The following is a 19,507-nucleotide window of genomic DNA, read 5'->3' on the forward strand; positions in this document are numbered from 1 at the left end:
TGAAAAACCCCGCAATGAGCTGCGGGGTTTACTTTGCCTATATGGGTTAGTTAATGTGAAGCTGAATATGCTTCCAGTTCTGCAGATGGATCAAATTTTTCTTTGCTCATTGCAAATGCTGCTAGAAGAGCAATGACTGAAGGGATAATCGCCCAAGCAAAAGTATGAACGATCGATGAGGAAAGTGCCTCTGTAATCTTATCAAGAATCGGAGCAGGGATTTGATCCCGGGTTTCCGGAGTCAAGATGTTACGAGGATCGCTTAGATCAACACCTTCTGACATTTGACCGCCTCCGCTACCGAACATGGAAGCTAATTTATTCATAAACACATGACTTTGAATGATGCCGAATACCGTAATCCCCAGGGTCATCCCCAGTGAACGCATGAAATTAAGCGTTGAGCTTGCAGAGCCTCGCTGCCTTGCAGTGAAGCCATGAATCGCCGCGTTGCTTAAAACGGAGAACGATGCGCCGATTCCAAGACCGACCAGAATCATGAAGATCGTGACGATGAAGCGCGTAGACCCTGTCGTTAGCGTGGTAAGCAGAGCAATACCTACTACAAGCAGCGCCAAGGTAGGAATCATGATGGAGCGATACTTAAACTTGGTAAGCAAGGAGCCGCCGCCCGCGGCTGTAATGACGGATCCGAGCATCATCGGAAGCAGAACAAGTCCCGAATTCGTTGCTGAGCCGCCAAGAACACCCTGAATGAAGATTGGAATGTAAATAGAGGCGGTAATAAACGCTGCTCCCGCGAACATAGCCATTACATTACTTGTTGCATAGAGACGGTTCTTGAACATACCGAAGGTGATGATAGGTTCTTGTGCTCGTCGTTCGATAAAAATAAAACCGATAATAAGCACCACAAAAGCCGCAAACAAACCTATAATCATACTGGAGTCCCAAGCATATTGCTTGCCTCCGAGCTCAAGCGCGAACATTAGACAAACGATGGATGCGACTAGCGTAAATGCGCCAAGGTAGTCGATTTTTTGTTTAGAATGTTCGACAGATTCTTTGTAAAAGAAAGCAATCATTACGAATGCGATAAGGCCTAACGGCAAGTTGATGTAGAAAATCCAAGACCAATGGATATAGTCCGTAATATAAGCCCCAAGAAGCGGGCCGAAAATGCTGGATAGACCAAATACAGCACCGAATAACCCACCCATCTTGCCGCGTTTATCCGCAGGAACCACATCAAACATGATCGTGAAGGCGATAGGCATTAGAGCGCCGCCGCCAATTCCTTGAATCGCCCGATAAATACTCAGCTGTACGATAGAGTCTGCTGTTCCGCACAGTGCAGAACCGATCATAAATACAATAATTCCGAAAATAAAGAATCGTTTGCGGCCATACATATCCGATAATTTACCGAAAATCGGCATACCGGCCATCTCTGCTACCAAATAAGCGGAAGTTACCCACATTAATTTATCAAAGCCGCCAAGATCCCCGACAATTGTACCTATTGCTGTTGCTACGATCGTGTTATCCATCGAGGCCATAAGAATGGCCAGCAGCAGACCTCCAAGTATTACGCCTATCTTGTTTCCCTTTACCATCGCCCCTAGTTCCCTCCGCCTTCAGTCAGAATCCGTTTTAAGAACATGCCCGTATAAGAAGCCGGCACTTCGGCCACTTGCTCCGGCGTGCCTTCAGCTACAAGCTTGCCACCTGCTGCTCCTCCTTCTGGCCCGATATCGATCACCCAATCCGAATCTCGTATCAATTCCAGACTGTGCTCGACAACGACTACGGTATTTCCCGTATCGACCAGCTTATTAAGTAAAATATCCAGTTGTTTGATATCAGATGGATGAAGTCCTGTTGTCGGCTCATCCAACAGGTAGAGCGTATGGTTTTTGGACGGCTTACTGAGCTCTTTCGCCAACCTTATCCGCTGTCCCTCGCCGCCGGATAAGGTTTTGACCGATTGACCCCATTTAAGGTAGCCGAGCCCGACCTCACACAGCATCTCGATTAATCCCGCCATTTTGACCTCAGTCTTGAGAATCGGCAGGCTTTCCTGCACAGACAAATTCAGCAGATCTGAGATGGAACAGCCTTCATATTTAACCTGAAGAACTTCTTCAGTAAACCTTCTTCCTTTACAGTCGTGACACTTTACTTCCAGATCGGGCAGGAAATTCATGTCTACGGACAGCACTCCCAGTCCTTGGCAAGTCTCGCACCGGCCTCCGGGCGTATTAAATGAGAAATGCTTTGATGTCAGCTTTCTATGCTTGGCTTCCGGCAAGCCGGCAAACAACTGACGAAGTTGGGTAAACATATCCGTGTATGTTGCAACATTAGAGCGCTGCATTCTTCCCATTGGCGACTGATCAAAAATAACTACATTTCCAACATGCTCCAAGCCAGTAATCTCCTCGCATCCCGTCTTTTCCAGTCCATTCGGACTTTCTTGTGCAAGAATATCGAATACAAGCGTGGATTTGCCGGAGCCCGAAACCCCTGTTACGGAGACTAGACAGCCTAGTGGAAACGAAACGACCGGGATATGGATATTGCGGGCTTGTGCCTGCCGAATCGTGATATGCTGTCCGTTCCCCTTCCTACGGATGCGTGTCGGAGCCTGCAGCCTCTCTGCTCTTAAATAAGCGCCGGTAGCCGAGAGGTCGCTGGACATCAAATCCTCCAAGCTGCCTTCGCCCACAACGTTCCCACCGTGCAATCCGGCTCCAGGTCCGATATCGATAATGTGATCGGCAGCACGCATCATCTCGACATCATGCTCGATAACAAGCACTGTATTTCCCATATCACGCAGCTGCTGCAGTACCCGAATGAGGCCGACCGTATCCTTGGGATGAAGACCCGTCGTCGGTTCATCCAGAATATACAATACACCTGTCAGACCTGAACCAAGCAGCGATGCAAGCCGAAGCCGCTGTGCTTCTCCGCCGGACAGTGATACTGTCTGCCGGTTCATGGATAGATAGCCGAGCCCAACATCCATAATCCGTTTGAGCTTTGTGGGCATATCTTGGAGGATGGGCTCCAGCAGATGAATACCTTCTGGCGGGAGCGCCTCCTGCAGGCCTTGCGTCCACTCGTAGACATCTCCGAGCGACCAGTCTGACACATCTGTAATGGAGGAGTCAGCTACCCGAACAAGACGTACTTCATTCTTCAGTCTAGCTCCGAGGCATTCCGGGCAAAGTTCTTCATGAAAAAAGCTGCCCTCTTTGTCCTTGGTTCCCGTTTCCCCCTCCTTCTCTTTATAACGCCGCCACAACCCGGGAATAACACCCTCAAATTTAGTTCCTTGTGCTGGCTTTACATTTGGATAATGGCGCTTGAATGCGTCACTCTCAACCCCGTAGTACAGCAAATCGCGCTGGACTTCACCATATTCGTTCAAAGGCTGATCCGGATCGAAAACAAAGCCGTAATGCTTTCCGGCGGCCATTAAAATGCGGGTTTGAATATCACGATGAACGCCGTTCAGTGAGGCAACTCCGCCGCCGCTCAAGCTGAGCTCTAAATTAAAAACCGCTCCTTCATTTATGCTTGCTACATGACCAAGACCACTGCAGGCTTCGCATGCTCCTTCTGGCTTATTAAAGGAAAAGTGCGACATTCCCAGCTTCTCAAGCTCTGCGCTGCAATGCGGGCAGTTCATGGTCTGACGCTCCATGTACTCGTCTTCCTCTGCCAAATAACCAGCGGGTTCAAAAGAAGGCGGAATGCTGCCGCTGCAGGATGGGCAAACCCGCTCCCCCAATCTGAAGAAGATAAAACGGACATACGTATATATGTCAGTTATTGTCCCGACCGTCGAGCGCGGGTTACGATTGGTGACGTGCTGTCCAACGCTGATGGACGGGGATAGTCCTGTAATGGACTCGACCTTTGGCTTGCTGATTGCATCTGCCATCATCCCCATGGAATCCAAATACTGTCTCTGGCATTCACGTTGAAGCGTGTCCATGGCCAGTGTCGATTTGCCAGATCCAGACGGTCCTGTTAGCACAACCAGCTTGTACTTGGGAATTGAAAGCGAAATGTTTTTCAGATTATTTTCCCTGGCACCACGAATATGAATAGTTTCTTCCACACAAATCCCCCTCATAAGCAGTTGCTCTCTATTGAACCTGAAAGGCATGATCTTTTTTTCTACCTTATTACCCTTTGCAAGTTCCGAATGATTTCGATAAAATGAAAGTAATCAAACGAAGATCAAGTATCTCCACTACCGAATATCTCCGTTATCAAGATAATTACATATTAAAAGGAGGCTGATCTTTTGTCAAGCCATCGACAAGATCAAATAACAGAACAACAGGAAAATTTCACCTTGCGCATGAGAGGACTTGGAACCCGAACCGTGTTATACCAGCAAAATGTAGCCGCCTCACTCGGACTATACAATAATGATTATATATCCGTGGATATTTTGCGCGAAAAGGGTCCTATTACCGCCGGAGAACTGTCAAAACTAACCGGACTTGCAACGGGCAGCGTTACCGCCTTAATAGACCGGCTTGAAAAGCTTGGTTATGTACGTAGGCAAAATGATCCTAATGACCGCCGCAAAGTGATTATAGTTCCCTTGTATGAAAATAAAGAAGATGTCAGCAACACGTACCTTCCACTTCACAACGCAATGGTTAAACTGGCTTCCTCCTATAAAGCTGATGAGCTTGAGCTCATTACACAATTTTTAAGCGATGCTAGTGAGGTCATAGAAGAGCAGATTCATCTGCTTAGCTCCACTACACGCAAAAAAACTTCTTCCTGAAAAGCCTAAAAATAGCCCTCTCCTTTGTCAAAAAGATGAGGGCACATTTAGGTTGCAATGCATTAAGAAAAAAGCCTTGCGGCGTCCTTTGATGTGCATGTTCGTGACTTGGGTGCGTTGCGGAGGGAATGGCTGTGGGCTCCAGCCGCTGTTAAAGATTTGTTCCCTGAATGGAATCGATGAGGAGGTAGGAACAAATCTTTAAAGGCGGACGCTACCGCTCTTCCTCCCACAGCCATTCCCTCTCTCTTTAGCTACAATCGCACGAATCACACGAACACCAAGCTCAAACGGACAGCCAGCAAGGCTTTTTCTTTTGGTTAGTAGAGATTTCCTAGCGGCGCAGGCGCTGGGGAAGAACAGAACACGCAGCTGAGAAGGATTTGCTACTTTAACGATGTTTCATTCGTTAAAGTAGCAAATCCTCTCCACAACCTTGCTTTAACGATGAAAATCATCGTTAAAATCCCTTTTAACCACCCTGAGAGGCCATCCTGCCTCTTTTAAAGATGAAAAACATCGTTAACGTGACGGATTGACCTGGAACACTTACTTTAACGATGAAAAACATCGTCTTAAGTGGAGTTCACGCTCATTTCAGCGAGGGTGGGCTGCTACTACCACTCTTCCTCCCCTGATCCCTTCTTCCCTCTCAACTAAAAAGTGCCGAAACTGCCACGATCAAACGGATAACGGACTGTCAGTAGAAGTTACTTTCCTGAGGGAGAGGGATAGTGTCGATAGGATAATCTAAGCTTCCTTTCTGACTCCCTCGCAGGATGAAGAGTCACACCGTCCACTTTCCCACTGTAAAGCTACACTGTGTATTCGGGAATTTTTCACTCCAGGCATCACCAAAAAAACTTATACTAATAAGTTCATAAAAGAATTAATAACCAATACTCACAATAAAGATACTTATACTGAGTAACATGATAAAAGATGTTAAAAGAGATCCAACTGACCATAAGGGAACACGAACATGTAACTCTTGTTGAATAATTTGTTGGATTCTATACGCATCAGATTGAGGTGGGCCTTCACAAGTTAGTAGAATGGATTTATTGCTATATTCAGAAGATGTCAATTTAGTTATTACATAACGATCAGCTTGCAGTATCATCCAAATACGGAGATAGTGAAACAAACCGCGCTGTATAGGCATAAACGGCATACTTTCTTTAATTATCCAAGCAATTAGTGAGCGTAATGGATTATAGCTTTTACAATGGGTATATTGGTGGAGCATGATGGCTTTGAGTTCATTTTCATTAAGTTTATGTATGATTCCAGTCGAAATAATAATTTTGGGGCGTAGAAATCCATATGTGAGTGCTAGGCGATGGTCATTACGAATGACTATAATAGGTGTCTTTAAATGTGCGTACTCATTCATCAATTGATTGCTCAACCTATCATGCTTTTCTGTTCTGAGAAAATTTCGCCATTGAATAGATTCCATGCATTGTAATGAAATACGCCAAACAATCATTGCAGAGCTATAAATAATAAGCGAATACATACCAATCGAAACTATTGGATATACCTTGGATTCATAACTTATTAGCGGGATTGAAAAATTAAATACACTCTTTAGCAAATGATAATTAAATACTTCATGAATCAAGAAAAGTAAAATTTCCAGCCAAATAAATATGCCAATAAGAATGATGGCTAGTAAGACAGAATTAGTTCGATTTAATGTCATTTCAGCCCCTCCAGAGTTTTTTTATCATATATCAGAGTTGCTATAATAAGACAAGCGCTATGATACATATCGTATCATAGTGCCTGGTTAAAAGTAAACGGTTGTATGTGAAATTAATTAATGTTTCATCCCCGGCATGTTGGACGTATCCTTCCCACTTCCATGTCCTTCTCCAGATTCGGACACGATTTCCAGCATCGTATCGATTTCTCCTTGTGCTACAACACTTAGGTAATTTTCACCTCCTGTTAGCCAGGCATGATTGTAAGGCCCTTCCGTAGGGGAATCTTTATACTTGGGTTGAATGGACATTACGTACGTATGAACACTATCTGGTAATTTTTCTTTATCCGTCCAGAGCAGCGGTGCATGTTTACCCAAATGGGAAAAAGGTGCGGCAGCAAGGGCCAAGGCTGGAGCATCCTCATTTACAAAAGAGAAATTGTGTCCCGGCGTTGTAATCCCCCATCCAAACCCGGTTGCCGGATCTTTGTATTTCGCAAAAGCAACGGCACTTTCATACGGATCGTTTCCGGCAATCCGGACGACCTTTCCATATGGAGTTAAATTGGTTTCCACTTTAGCAGATACCACAGATTCCGGTCCAAGAATGTAGATATTTGCATTCCCTCCCCGCGTCTTTAATGCATCTATTGTTTCTGAGGGAATTTCATCCTTTTTGACATAAAGCAATGGCTCCGGCATATGAGAGATCCAGTTCACCGCTGGGATCGTATATGCCTGACTATCCATCGAACCCACGATTACCGAAAGTGGATTGTCGCCAGTAACCTTCGCATAATAAGCATCAATCGCTTTCGCTACGGCAGCTGGATTTCCACCTGTAATCTTGTCTGTTTTCAGTCCAAGTGCCTTAATCTGGTCCTCTACTTCTTGATCGAGATCGCCGACTATTACGACCTGAATGCCGTTATTCATGTCCACACCTTTCGGTTTTAACCGCTTTAACTCATTCAAGGTGACATCAGGAACCCCGTCTTTATTGACAAAGAGAACAGGACCGTTATTCGGATGGTGGATCAAATCTGCGCTAACCAGTGCCGTTTGCCAATCCTTTGGATTCGCGATTACGACACCACCCGGACGGTTATCATCACTGGTTGCCATCCACAAAGTTTGTGAAATGAGTACGGCAGCTTCTGCGGGATCACTTGTGTTAATCCGGGTTGTGTTTTTCGATCCGACCCAGAGGTTGTTTGACCCAGTAGTTGGTTGGCTGGATGCTATCTTTGTCTGCTGCGAGACAGAATCGGTATTTTTGAAGCATCCTGTCAAGGCCAAGACCGCAACCACGGAAACGACCCCGGCCTTCCATGTCAATTTTAGTGAATTTCTCATAGCATGCCCTCCTATTTTTGGCTTATGGCTTGTCCCTGATTTGCAATTTGCTCCCATGTAACGCCATTATCTGTTGAAAGATACACGTTCTTTTTTTCCGTTGCGAAGGCAAGTTCTTTCGAATCGACCGGGTTTCCGGATACATAAGTGAAGACATCCTCACTCTGTATCGGTGTTTTGACTGTGATCGATTGATTCGTTTCCACATTCATATTCACCATTCCGGGTTTGGCTGTACCGATCAGCAGCTCCCCGTTATCCATGAAAGCTAATGCGGATATAGGATGCTCCGTATAAACAGCTGTAAACGTTTGGCCGTTATCCTTCGAAAGATATGCCCCTGACTCCATGCCAATTGCGACAATTGCATCCACTGTTGGATGTACCGCTATCGTCGTAATCTGCCCTGAAAGGCCGGACATCTGGCTGATAACCCAAGTTTTGCCCTCGTCTCGACTGTAGAACAATCCTACCTGCTTCATTTTCGAGTTCGGTTGTGAATTAAGCACATAAAGAGTATGTGTCCGGTAACTTACACTCATGTTATGAAGATCCGCTTCGCCCTCCAAAGCCAGAGGTGAGATCGATCTCCCTTCATCCGTGCTTTTAATCAGGCCTAAGGGATTATTGTATTTGGAACCAGCCGCAGGATGGCCGCTGCTATAGAATCCATCATCTGACATGGAGAAACCCATATAATCATGTTTCTCCCCTGGGGAGTCACTCCACTTGCCATCAGCATATTGTTTTATCCCATCATGTGCCGGAATAAACAAACGTTTCCCGTCGCTCGAATAGCCCAGACCGTGTATGTGCATAAAAGTCGTGTTCCCTGCATTGTGGGACCCTTGTTGATCGCTGGATGGTTTCTTTGAACATGCTGTTCCTCCCAGCGTAATAATAAAAGCGATTCCTAGTACTATGATTTTTTTCAGAAAAACGCCCCCCTTTTGATACAAAAACTCATTTTTGATGCTGCCCACGGGTTTCCAAGCCATGTCGTATGTTAGTTAGTGAACATAATGAGTATAACAATTACTTTTGAAGATCCTGTGTAGAAAAACATTAACGGTTCTCTTTAGGAAGTCGAAAATAAAACGTGGTCCCATGCTTATGACTTTCTGCCCATATGTACCCTCCATGAGCGGTGACCAGCTTCTTTGCGATGGTTAAACCCAAGCCGCTGCCGCCGGTTTTGCGATTGCGCGACTTGTCCCCCCGATATAACCGCTCAAAGATATAGGGCAAATCTGCCGGTACTATGCCGCTGCCCGAATCCTGAATGGTAATAAGCACATCTTGCTTTTCCTCTAAGGCTTCAATTTTCACATATCCGTTTTCTGGTGTGAATTTAAGCGCATTGCTAAGCAAATTGACCAAAATCTGAATCATACGATTTCGGTCCGCCATAATCCGTATGTTCGGACTGCAACTAAAGGTTAGATCGACTTTTTTTTCAAGATACGCTGCGGAAACAAGGTCTACTCCATGTTCGATCATTGTATCCAGGGACTCTTCTTTTCGTCCCAATTGAAATGCTGGTGATTCCACATGGGTCAAGTCTTCAAGCTCAGCTACCATATTCGTCAAACGCTCAATTTCTTCGTAGCAAGAATGAATCCGTTCCGGGGTCGGCTCCCAGATGCCATCTTTAAATGCCCTTAAGTGACTTTTCAACGTAGCCAGCGGCGTTCGAAGTTCATGGGCAATGTCTTCGGTCATCGTGACCCGAAGCTGCTCTTGATCATGCAACTGCTTGGCCAAATCGTTAAGCGAAGTGGCTAATTCCGCAAGCTCGTCTCGGCCGCTGATCTTAACCCTGGCATCCAACTGGCCATCCGACATCCGTTCTGCGGCCTGTTTCATATCCACAAGCGGCTTCGAAATACGTTTGGCAACGTAAAAACCGATTAGGACAGCAAGGATAATCGAACCGGCGAACGTCCATATGATCGATTGAACGAGGGCTTGCTCCAAATGATAATCCAATTGGGATACAGCATGGTTCATGCTTGCAGCCTGGTCATGAAACATGGAAATATGGTAATGCGTCGCTACAATCACGCTTATTGTCGAAATGATTAATATACATGTTGCTGTACCGATGATGATGAATGCAAGGCGTGTGTGCAATCGCTTATTCATTTGGCACCACCTGCAAACCGGTAACCGGAACCGTAAACGGTAATAATATACTGGGGGTTTTTGGGGTCCATTTCAAGCTTGTGGCGCAAGTTTTTAACATGCTGATCGATGGTCCGAATATCACCATCAAAATCATAGCCTAGTACCTTATCTATCAATTCCTCTCGCGTAAAATACCGCTGCGGGTATTTTGCTAATGCCAGAAGAAGCTTATATTCATTTGGGGTTAAACTGACCGATTCTCCTTGACAGAAGACTGTATGTTTGAGCGAATCGATTTCTAGATGACCATGGTTATACGATAAACGGTCAGCAAGCAAATGGCTGTCATCTGTTCGGCGCAGGATCGCTCGTACACGAGCCACGACTTCACGCGGATCAAAGGGCTTAGTCAAATAATCATCAGCGCCATTGGTCAAACCGTTGATTCGATTGTTATCCGACGTTTTAGCGGTAAGCATAAGAATCGGAACCGAATTGATTTGACGGATGGTTTGGCAAACAAGTTCCCCGCTCATATCCGGGAGCATGAGATCTAAAATGATGAAATCAAGGGTTTGATTTCGTAGAGCCTGTATAGCCTCGTCCCCTGTTGCTGCTTCTAACGTCTGAAATCCCTCATTCTTAAGATAGGATGTGATAACATCGCGAATTTTCTCTTCATCATCCACCACCAAAATAGTTTTCATGACAACCCTCCAATGAACATCCTCTTATTTTGCAATCAAAATATACTATACCCCCTAATAGTATGTCAATTTGTGTTCATCTTTTAACTTTGCGTTTTCCTTTGACTGAGCTGCAATTGCAATTAAGGAAATGGAATACGTGTTCTTGAAATGCAAAAGAAGCCGCATCATGCGACTTCTTTTGGTTCTATGTTCTAATAATTACTCATTAAACTTCACCTTAAAGAGACTTGGCAAGGCGGAATCCAAGGTCGTCGATGCTGAAGGTCGGGTGGCTGCGACGACGGCACGTGGCCCCACAACCCCTTTCCTCTTCAGCCCAACTGCCACCACGAAAAATTCGGTAGGAGCCGTACACTTTTTCATCGTATACATCCCAGCACCACTCCCAGACATTGCCTAACATGTCGTACAGCCCCCATGCATTCGGTTCCTTTTTTCCTACATTATGGCTTCTGCCATCTGAATTATCATGATACCAAGCAATCTTGTCAATTTCTCCGTATCTATATGTTGAAGTTCCTGCTTTACATGCATACTGCCACTCTGCTTCTGAAGGAAGACGATAGCCGTCTGATTCCCAATCACAAATGATATTGGCACCATCATCACTTATGGAATAACAAGCTTTCAATCCAGCTTTCTGAGAAAGTAAATTACAAAAAGTAATGGCATCATTCCAAGAAATATTCACAACCGGCTTTTGCTCTCCCTCAGAAGAAACAGGTGCTTTTGTAGTAATTGCTGCATATAGCTCCATAGTTACAGGATACGGGGCGAGAAGGAACGGCTTTATTTCGGCCATCCATTGACTGTTTGTTCTATCGTCTCTTAATTGTATTTTTCCAGCTGGAATTTTTACCATGGGATAATCAATATCATCAAGATGGCTCTTTGTTGCATTAGACACTCTACATCCCTCCTAACCTTGTCCCTTTCTGAGTTAACCTTTACACCCACTATTGCAATTATCATATGATAATTAATAAATTTTTGTAATATTTCTCCTGCAAGCCGTGTGCTTAAGTCGAAAAAGTCCTGACATAATCCTCACAGATATATCGATTATCTTCACTATTTATCGGCTGGATATTCGCTACTCTAAAGAAGCTTAGTCCTACTACCATCGCCAGCAAGCCATAAGCAGCGCTTTGTGAATCATTCACCTTCATTTGCCCCATCATGTTACCGTAGTCTAAGATCTTTACTATGCCTTGAATGTCTTTCATATAACCAGCAGAAACTACTTCTTGTAATTTGCGATCGAGTACGGCCCTAGAAAAGAAATGAAGAAAAAGCTTTGCTTGATCTTCATGTGGGATATGCATCCGTTCTACACCCTCAAGATCCGAAACATTAATTGCCCCTTGCGCAGCATCGCTTTCAGTTGGGAGGATATGCTTTAGTGTGACCTTGATCATTTCTTCAGCATTCATTGTATTTTGAAGTTCTGAATTAATCTTCACTCCATAGTAGGCTAAGAACGCTTTGAAAGCCTCAATCATCAAATTATCCTTGTTCTTAAAGTAATAAGTTACAACTCCCTTGGAACAATCCGCATACTGAGCGACCTTCTCCAGAGTCATACCATCTATCCCATATTTGCTGATGCAGGTCAGCGTAGCATTAATTACATCGGCTCGACGCCTGGGCTCCATTCCTACTTTAGGTATTTTTTTCGCCTCCTCTTTTCATAATTAGTGGTCGATTTTATTTATACCGAACGGACAGAATAAATAAAATTTATATGATTTGCTCCATCCTGTCAAGATAGTGTTTACATCGATGAGTGGTATGATCAAATTAGGTTGAGAAAAGGCTGCCGATTCTGCTGGCAGCCTTCGTTGAATTCATATTAAAAAATTGCGGAGTGCACTATATCAAGTATTTTCCCGTAATCGACTGTTCCGCATGGATGATCTGCGGAGTTGTGCCTTCGAACACCACCTGGCCACCCTTGCTGCCTCCGTCCGGTCCCATATCGATGATCCAATCCGCTTGGCTGATCACATCGAGGTTGTGCTCGATGACGATCACCGTATTGCCGGCATCCACGAGGCGGTTCATGATCTCCAGAAGGTGGCCGATATCTGACATATGAAGGCCAGTCGTCGGCTCGTCCATCACATAGATACTGCCCTTCTTATGCAGCTCGCTTGCCAGCTTGATGCGCTGGCATTCCCCGCCAGAGAGTGTGCTGAGCGGCTGGCCGAGTGTAATATAGTTCAACCCCACATCACTCATCGCCTGGAGCTTGCGCACGACTTCTTTTAGCTGAAAAAATTCCAATGCCTGCTCCACAGTCATCTCTAGCACTTCAGCAATTGACTTGTCGTTCAGCTTGTAAGCGAGCACCTCTTCCTTGAACCGTCTGCCTCCGCATACTTCACATGGCAGTTTTACGCTGTCGAGGAATGCAAGGTCTGTATACACAACACCCAGCCCTTGGCAGTTCTCGCAAGCCCCCTTGGAGTTGAAGCTAAACAAGCCTTGATTAACCTTGTTTGCGGAAGCAAACGCCTTGCGCACATCATCCATAATGCCCGTGTAAGTCGCGGGATTCGAGCGTGTTGAGACACCTATCGCCGATTGATCGATAACGATCGCATCCGGATGCTGACTGAGGAATACTTCGTTTATCAGCGTACTCTTGCCTGAGCCGGCGACACCCGTCACGACTGTCAACACTCCTGTTGGAATGTTTACACTCACGTTCCGCAGATTGTGAAGTCGGGCATCCTTAATGGACAGCTGCCCGGACGGCTGTCTACAATCATGCTTCAGCTGGAGCGGCCGCTTCATATAATTGCCTGTCAGCGTACCTGCCTCCAGCAGATTTTGGTAGCTTCCTTCATACACAATGTTACCGCCGCGGCTGCCAGCGTGAGGCCCAACGTCGACGATATGATCCGCCACCTTGATTACATCGGGATCGTGCTCAACGACGATCACGGTATTGCCCTTGTCGCGCAGCTTCTGAAGCAATTCATTTAACCGGTGTACATCACGGGGATGCAAGCCAACGCTGGGCTCATCGAAGATGTAGGTGACATCCACCAGACTTCCGCTCAGGTGCTTCACCATCTTAACTCGCTGCGACTCGCCGCCGGACAATGTATCCGTCTCACGATCCAACGTCAAATAGTCGAGTCCGATATCCACCAGATGCTGCAGCCGCTCCGTCAGCGACTTGATGATTGGCGCGGCTACCGGATTATCAATTTCCCGAACGACACGGATGAGCTGTCCGACCTCCATGGAGGACAGCTCCGCAATGTTGTGTCCATTGATCCTGCAGCTGAGCGTGGCCTGACTGAGTCTCGCGCCGCGGCAGCTGGAGCAGGGTCCTTCGGAAATATATGGCGCAACTATCTTTCGTGTGCGCTCGGACTTCGTCTTCACATCCTGCTTGATGTATTTGTTGGTAAACTTCTCAATGACGCCTTCCACTGTAATATTCGTTGCCTTACCAGCGAAATCCATCTTCACTTTCCTCGCCTTGGCGTACAGCAGTTGCTCCAGTTCCTCATCCGAATATTCGCTCAGCTTCTTATCGAGATCGAAGTCCCCCGACTGCACGATCATGTTCCATTCCCACCCGCTCACCGAATAGTCCGGCAGCATAATCGCCCCTTCATTGAGCGACTTTGACATATCCAGCGCTTTGCTCATGTCGACGCCCAGTCTGCGGCCGATCCCGTTGCACTCGGGACACATGCCTTGCGGATCGTTAAATGAGAACATGTGACCTTGTCCAACATAGGGCTGACCCGCTCGGGAGAAGAGAAGACGGAGTATCGGAGAGATATCGGTAATCGTACCCATCGTGGAATGGGAACCACCGCCCAGCCGCTTCTGATCCACAATCACAGCCATGCTCAGGTTCTCGATCCCGTCCGTGTCCGGCTGTGGAACGCGGGGAAGGAAATTGCGCACGAACATGCTGAAGTTCTCATTCAGCAATCGCGTGGATTCAGCGGCAATCGTATCGAAGACGATCGATGACTTGCCGGATCCGGATACCCCGGTGAAGATCGTGATCTTCCGCTTGGGAATGCGCAAGGATACGTTCTTGAGATTGTTTTCCCTAGCACCCGAGATTACGATATACTCCTGATTAGATTCGCTCATGCTTAACATCCTTCCTGTTCGTGTTAATATCTATTTATCACATACTTGCTTTATCCATACGCATTCAGTGCGAGCTTGACCTGAAACGACAAACTAGTCAGATTGTCAGAAGTAGACATAAACCGGCTGCAAACGTACATGCAGCCGGTTTATGTTTATTCGGGTCAAGCAGGCTCAACTCTCGTACCCATTCATTTAGCATTGGGGAAGGAGATGTTTTGTTCCGATAGCGGTATTACTCCAATACCTTTTCAAACTGGCCGAACCAATTACCCCAACCATACCTAGCACCTTCGACGCCTTGAGCATTTGAGAACCCGGTTTGTTCGAGATGAAGGTTAACTTTTCCGTCCCCTAAATCCTGCAACGTCCAGGTGACTGTGTGCTCCTCTCCGGTTACTCCCCAAGTATAGGACAACTTGTGTGGTGCTTCCACGATAAGCACTTCGCCGTCAATAATTCCATTCCACCATTCGCTCGGCTCAGTACGGAACTGAAAACGTTGTCCTACAACAGGCTTAAAATCATTTTCCATGATCCACTTGGCAAGCTTTTTTGAATCTGTTAAAGCGGACCACGCCTTCTCGATCGATGTTGTGTACTGAAAATCCATGGATAATGATAAAGTCATTCTTCTTCCTCCTCAAATAGTTGATTCAAGCGCAACATATTCATACTCCAGAACTTGCTGTAGAAAGCCAGCCAATCTTGAATTTCTCTAAGTGGAGAGGCGTTCAGTCTAAATCGCGTCTCCCTGCCAACTTTTCGGTCAAGTACCAGTCCGGCCTCTTTAAGGATTGTCAAATGCTTGGATACCGCTGTACGACCCATTTGAAACTGTGACGTCAACTCATGAAGCGGTATCTCCTCTGCCTCTGCTAACAGACGAATCAGTTGGCGCCTAGTTGGATCTGCAATCGCGTCAAACACATCCCGCAACTGATTGTTTTCGCTCACAACACCCTCTCCTAAATATTACATACTCATTTGGTTCCTCCTCATAATTGTTTCAAGTGAAACATTCAGGGTGCAAACTTTCCAAATGACTAACTTCTGATTGGACACCATTTGGTGACGATTTAATTATAGGCCACCATTTGGTGTCGTGTCAACTATTTGACGAAAATAAGCTTGTCATCCGTTTGCGCAACAAAGGCTTTCAATCGTTTAAGCTTAGTTTGAGCTTAACAAAAGAATCGTACATGTTAACCCGAAATAGAAACATAGAGGACTATAAAGCCATGTATCATTTCTTGCGAATACAGTGTGATTAATTCTCTTGAAAAATCCTACGTATTTAAAGTCACCAATCGCCCGAAGGAAGAAAACAGAAGCGCTAACGATACACCCAATTCTTATAATGGTACTTGCTGAAAAGAATGGTATATAACCGCCCTGAATCAGAAGAATGAAGCACACGATTAGCATAAGAATCGCCACAAATAATGTACCTAGCTTCCCTGGAACAAAAGCAGGTTTATGCTCTCCCGCTTTTGAGGGTATGGTCGCATGGATACCCCAGTGTCCCCCATACGCCCAATAAACATGCAAGAAACTGATCAGAGCCAAAATACTTACTGATGATAATGTCATAACGAATTTCATTCAAACACCTCTAAATCATCTTATCTAAACTTGCTCAGCAAGCCTAATAAAGTTTCCAATAACATTAAACCTACCAACAATTTCGTTTGCGGCCTGGGGAGTACACGAACCAGAATAATTGAAAATATGAAAGTCAGTACATTATTTGCTTGGCAAAAATAATTCAGCAAATTAAGTTCCATATTAACTTTAATCATTGCCAAATTAATGCTAGCGTTTGAGATGACTGCTAACCCACCGCTCACGAACCATACGGCTTCTTGGGTCATGGATTTGTATACTCTTGGTGCTATGCAGATATGAATAATCCCCAAAAGCATAATCATTAATGCCACTACAAGGTATAATGTTTGTATATAAAAGCTCCTTTCACCTCTTAGGGTTTCATTAGCAAACCATAAACATACGACCGCGTATGTTTATGGTTTTTTTATGTCCCTATGGATTATACAATCACATTAGGGACATGGATAACTATATATTCAATAAAATCATAAACATTTTTTCTATATCAAAATTTGTATTGGCCTCAAACCGGGTCATCCATCCTACATAAGTTAAATAGGTAAGTCTGGCCCTGTCTACCGCTTCTGTAAGCGTCAGCCCCCTCCTTTGATACAGTATGGAAATACATGTAATTCTTTGTTCCTCAATATCGACTAATCGGGATGCCACGATAGGATCATGTTTGGCCCAGGCGTAAATGCCAATTTCAATTTTCTTGTCCCGATTGATACTAATGTGAAGAAGCTGTTCCAATGAGGAATTATCTTGTTCTATACTTTGAATGATCCGTTTTGTTGCATAATCTTCCCAATAATCCAGCATGGAATCCAGCAGTTCTTTGCGGTCTCGAAAGTAGTGGTAAAAACTACCTTTGCTTATTTCAAGCGTCCGGGCGAGCATCTCGACACGAACTTCATGGATTCCAGCTTCAGCCAATTTATTTAATCCAGCTTTTACCCAGTCTTCCCTGGTTAATTGCATGACTCACCTCTAGATACGGTAGCGTATGTTTTCATTAGATTACTCTTCAGTTCTTGATTTGTCAATGAATATGGAGCTACAATGCTTCTGTATGTACGCAGCGGTTTCTTTATGGGTTAACTTATTCAGAAGGCTTTCTGATTCTATAAGTATTATTTCATCGATTTCTTTACCACATGGCTTCAAATCACTCTGATTTCCAACAAATTCAACAAGAAATATAGAAGTCTCCTGACTTTCATAGCCTGTTCTCTTCCTTACATCTTCGTTAAAATTAAAGGATATTTTATTAGGCAGTTTTTGTTTAATGACATACTTATCTGTTCCTGTTTCCTCCATTAGCTCGCGTTTAACTGCATCTTCCAGGCTTAAATCCTCATCTTCAATCCCGCCCTTTGGAAAGTCCCATACTCCTGAATCATCCTCAAAAGTGTTCAACACTTTATGAACTAATATAAACTTATTCCCCTGATACGCTATGGCGCAGACAGCTTTTCGAACAGTTTGATAATGCGAAACATCTCCATACAGCTCAATGTTGTATACGTTATCTATAATTTCAACCTTGTTCAAAGCCGTAGGCTGGATACTTGGCGGTGTCCATAATTTTTCAAGTGGATCTCCTCTAAAATAAGCCATGATAACTTTAAGCGCAATGGCATGAGTAACTATTAGAATGTTCCCGCCCCTATGTTTTGACACAATCTCTTTAATTGCTGGAATTATTCTGTCTTGTAATTGAGAGAAAGATTCGCCTTCATTTCTGGGAGTATATAGATGGGGAGTATTCCAAAATTTTCTGTGATCGTCGGGAAAGTTGCTTTCAATATCTGATCTTTTTTGCCCTTCCCATGAACCCATATTGATCTCCTTCAAGCTATCAGATGGATAAATATCTAATTTCCGCTTATCTCGAATTATTTCAGCAGTATGGTAAGTCCTTTGACTTGTGCTGGAGTAGATGGCATCAAAGTTGAATTCCTTAAGGGATGTTCTTAACCAGCTTGCTTGACGTTTACCTAGTAGGGTTAAAGACGAATCTTGATGACCTTGTATTTTTCCTTCTACATTCCATTCAGTTTCACCGTGCCGAGTTAAAAATAGAGTCGTTTTCGTCCTCATGCACCTCTTTTCTGATTTGAGAATACTCGTTTAAGATCTAGTCGTATGTGACTTTAGATTTGAGTTTTCATTGTCTTCAACAGCAATTATCTCTACTTTTCTAAAATCCGGATCGTAAAAGGAAAATCGTTGAAGCTGCTCATGATCAAGAACTTTATTATCAATCTTAACGTCTCTTCCCTCCATTTTCCCTAAAATACTTTCAATTTCATTGACTTGAAACTGTATCGCAGGCTGATTATGTTCTCTAGTATTAAAATCTGTACGCATAATATCGTCAGAAATAATGAAAAAGAAGGCAAACTGATATTTTGTTTTGAGAACAACCATACCAGCCCCTTCTTTCAACTTGGAATGAGTGGATGAGTTGGGATCCAAATCAAAAACTTCACAATAAAATTTTGCTGTTTCATATGGATTTTTTGCTGGCAAATAGAGTGTACTTGCATCAATAAGCTTAGGCTCCGTCGCACTCACCTTATATGTATCTGTTCCCCAGTTACTCACATCAATTCTACGCCCATCAGGATCATAGAAGGCAAACTCTGTGCCGCAACTACCTCGATCAACAATCTCATCACCTTCTATTTTCAAACCTTTCTCTTTGATTCTGTTATAAATCAGAAAAAGGTCTGTAACCTGAAAAAACATTACCGAGTGATGATTTCCTTCAGTATTATGAAAGCTGAGTGGCATGATATCATTTGATTTCAAAAATATAAATTCAAACCCCTCTTTTGTGTACAAAATAATTTTATTTCCCTTTCTTTTTAGCGGAAACTGTTCTGATGCATCTGGATCCAAATCAAAAACTTCACAATAAAAAGTTGCTGTTTCATACGGATCTTTTGCTGGCAAATACATAGCTTTAACTTCTAATAATTTAGCATCTGTTTTTTCTTCGCTCATCTTAATCACGCTCCATTTTTATATTTCCATATTAATAATTTACCATAATTAGGGTATATGGGATTTGCGGGACGC

Annotated in this window: 17 protein-coding genes and 1 pseudogene; 1 reads left to right on the top strand and 17 read right to left on the bottom strand. The window is 44.3% G+C overall.

All coding sequences use genetic code 11. The annotated features are described in order from the left end of the window. Positions 1–50: 50 nt before the first annotated feature. Positions 51–1,577, bottom strand: a complete 1,527-nt coding sequence (locus tag J2Z66_RS06015) for an MDR family MFS transporter (RefSeq protein WP_209970471.1) — start codon at positions 1,575–1,577, stop codon at positions 51–53. Between the two features lie 5 nt (positions 1,578–1,582). Next, positions 1,583–4,093, bottom strand: a complete 2,511-nt coding sequence (uvrA, locus tag J2Z66_RS06020; RefSeq protein ID WP_209970472.1) for an excinuclease ABC subunit UvrA — start codon at positions 4,091–4,093, stop codon at positions 1,583–1,585. A 246-nt stretch (positions 4,094–4,339) separates the two neighbouring features. Between uvrA and J2Z66_RS06025 the strand changes: the two genes are divergently transcribed. After that, complete coding sequence (locus J2Z66_RS06025) at positions 4,340–4,777, top strand: MarR family winged helix-turn-helix transcriptional regulator (protein ID WP_209970843.1); 438 nt, start codon at positions 4,340–4,342, stop codon at positions 4,775–4,777. Between the two features lie 889 nt (positions 4,778–5,666). On the opposite strand, the gene J2Z66_RS06030 is transcribed toward J2Z66_RS06025, so the two are convergent. The 15 genes and pseudogenes from J2Z66_RS06030 to J2Z66_RS06100 all read right to left on the bottom strand — a co-directional run bounded on the left by J2Z66_RS06030 (position 5,667) and on the right by J2Z66_RS06100 (position 19,432). Continuing rightward, positions 5,667–6,485, bottom strand: coding sequence for a M56 family metallopeptidase (locus tag J2Z66_RS06030; RefSeq protein ID WP_209970473.1), 819 nt, complete (start codon positions 6,483–6,485; stop codon positions 5,667–5,669). A gap of 117 nt (positions 6,486–6,602) precedes the next feature. Further along, positions 6,603–7,844: a cell wall-binding repeat-containing protein gene (locus J2Z66_RS06035; RefSeq protein WP_209970474.1), complete on the bottom strand. Its 1,242-nt coding sequence runs from the start codon at positions 7,842–7,844 to the stop codon at positions 6,603–6,605. A gap of 11 nt (positions 7,845–7,855) precedes the next feature. Next, positions 7,856–8,662 carry a F510_1955 family glycosylhydrolase gene (locus J2Z66_RS06040; protein ID WP_245375314.1) on the bottom strand — a complete coding sequence of 269 codons (807 nt, stop codon included), beginning with the start codon at positions 8,660–8,662 and terminating at the stop codon, positions 7,856–7,858. A 247-nt stretch (positions 8,663–8,909) separates the two neighbouring features. Further along, positions 8,910–9,989 carry a sensor histidine kinase gene (locus tag J2Z66_RS06045; RefSeq protein ID WP_209970476.1) on the bottom strand — a complete coding sequence of 360 codons (1,080 nt, stop codon included), beginning with the start codon at positions 9,987–9,989 and terminating at the stop codon, positions 8,910–8,912. Beyond that, positions 9,986–10,678, bottom strand: a complete 693-nt coding sequence (locus tag J2Z66_RS06050) for a response regulator (protein ID WP_209970477.1) — start codon at positions 10,676–10,678, stop codon at positions 9,986–9,988. The genes J2Z66_RS06045 and J2Z66_RS06050 overlap by 4 nt, the downstream gene beginning before the upstream one ends. 220 nt (positions 10,679–10,898) lie before the next feature. Next, complete coding sequence (locus J2Z66_RS06055) at positions 10,899–11,543, bottom strand: formylglycine-generating enzyme family protein (protein ID WP_209970844.1); 645 nt, start codon at positions 11,541–11,543, stop codon at positions 10,899–10,901. Positions 11,544–11,632: 89 nt separating this feature from the next. Next, positions 11,633–11,725 (bottom strand): annotated as a pseudogene (locus tag J2Z66_RS42440) (DUF4180 domain-containing protein); the annotation flags it as partial. Beyond that, on the bottom strand, positions 11,701–12,351 hold the full coding sequence (locus tag J2Z66_RS06065; RefSeq protein ID WP_209970845.1) for a TetR/AcrR family transcriptional regulator: 651 nt from the start codon (positions 12,349–12,351) through the stop codon (positions 11,701–11,703). The gene J2Z66_RS06065 and the pseudogene J2Z66_RS42440, both read right to left, overlap by 25 nt. Positions 12,352–12,553: 202 nt before the next feature. Continuing rightward, positions 12,554–14,809 (bottom strand): ATP-binding cassette domain-containing protein, encoded by a 2,256-nt coding sequence (locus J2Z66_RS06070; RefSeq protein WP_209970478.1) that lies wholly within the window; start codon positions 14,807–14,809, stop codon positions 12,554–12,556. A 235-nt stretch (positions 14,810–15,044) separates the two neighbouring features. After that, complete coding sequence (locus tag J2Z66_RS06075) at positions 15,045–15,440, bottom strand: SRPBCC family protein (protein WP_209970479.1); 396 nt, start codon at positions 15,438–15,440, stop codon at positions 15,045–15,047. After that, positions 15,437–15,766, bottom strand: a complete 330-nt coding sequence (locus J2Z66_RS06080) for an ArsR/SmtB family transcription factor (RefSeq protein WP_209970480.1) — start codon at positions 15,764–15,766, stop codon at positions 15,437–15,439. The genes J2Z66_RS06075 and J2Z66_RS06080 overlap by 4 nt, the downstream gene beginning before the upstream one ends. Before the next feature lie 216 nt (positions 15,767–15,982). Beyond that, positions 15,983–16,414: a DUF3995 domain-containing protein gene (locus J2Z66_RS06085; RefSeq protein ID WP_209970481.1), complete on the bottom strand. Its 432-nt coding sequence runs from the start codon at positions 16,412–16,414 to the stop codon at positions 15,983–15,985. Between the two features lie 474 nt (positions 16,415–16,888). After that, positions 16,889–17,401 carry a TetR/AcrR family transcriptional regulator gene (locus J2Z66_RS06090; protein ID WP_209970482.1) on the bottom strand — a complete coding sequence of 171 codons (513 nt, stop codon included), beginning with the start codon at positions 17,399–17,401 and terminating at the stop codon, positions 16,889–16,891. Between the two features lie 39 nt (positions 17,402–17,440). Further along, the gene (locus tag J2Z66_RS06095; protein ID WP_209970483.1) at positions 17,441–18,523 is read right to left on the bottom strand and encodes a histidine phosphatase family protein; all 1,083 of its coding nucleotides are present in this window, start codon (positions 18,521–18,523) and stop codon (positions 17,441–17,443) included. A 30-nt stretch (positions 18,524–18,553) separates the two neighbouring features. Next, entirely contained in the window at positions 18,554–19,432 is an 879-nt protein-coding gene (locus J2Z66_RS06100; RefSeq protein ID WP_209970484.1) for a VOC family protein, read from the bottom strand. Between the last annotated feature and the right edge of the window lie 75 nt (positions 19,433–19,507).

Source organism: Paenibacillus eucommiae (genome assembly GCF_017874215.1).
GTDB classification, from domain to species: domain Bacteria; phylum Bacillota; class Bacilli; order Paenibacillales; family NBRC-103111; genus Paenibacillus_AI; species Paenibacillus_AI eucommiae.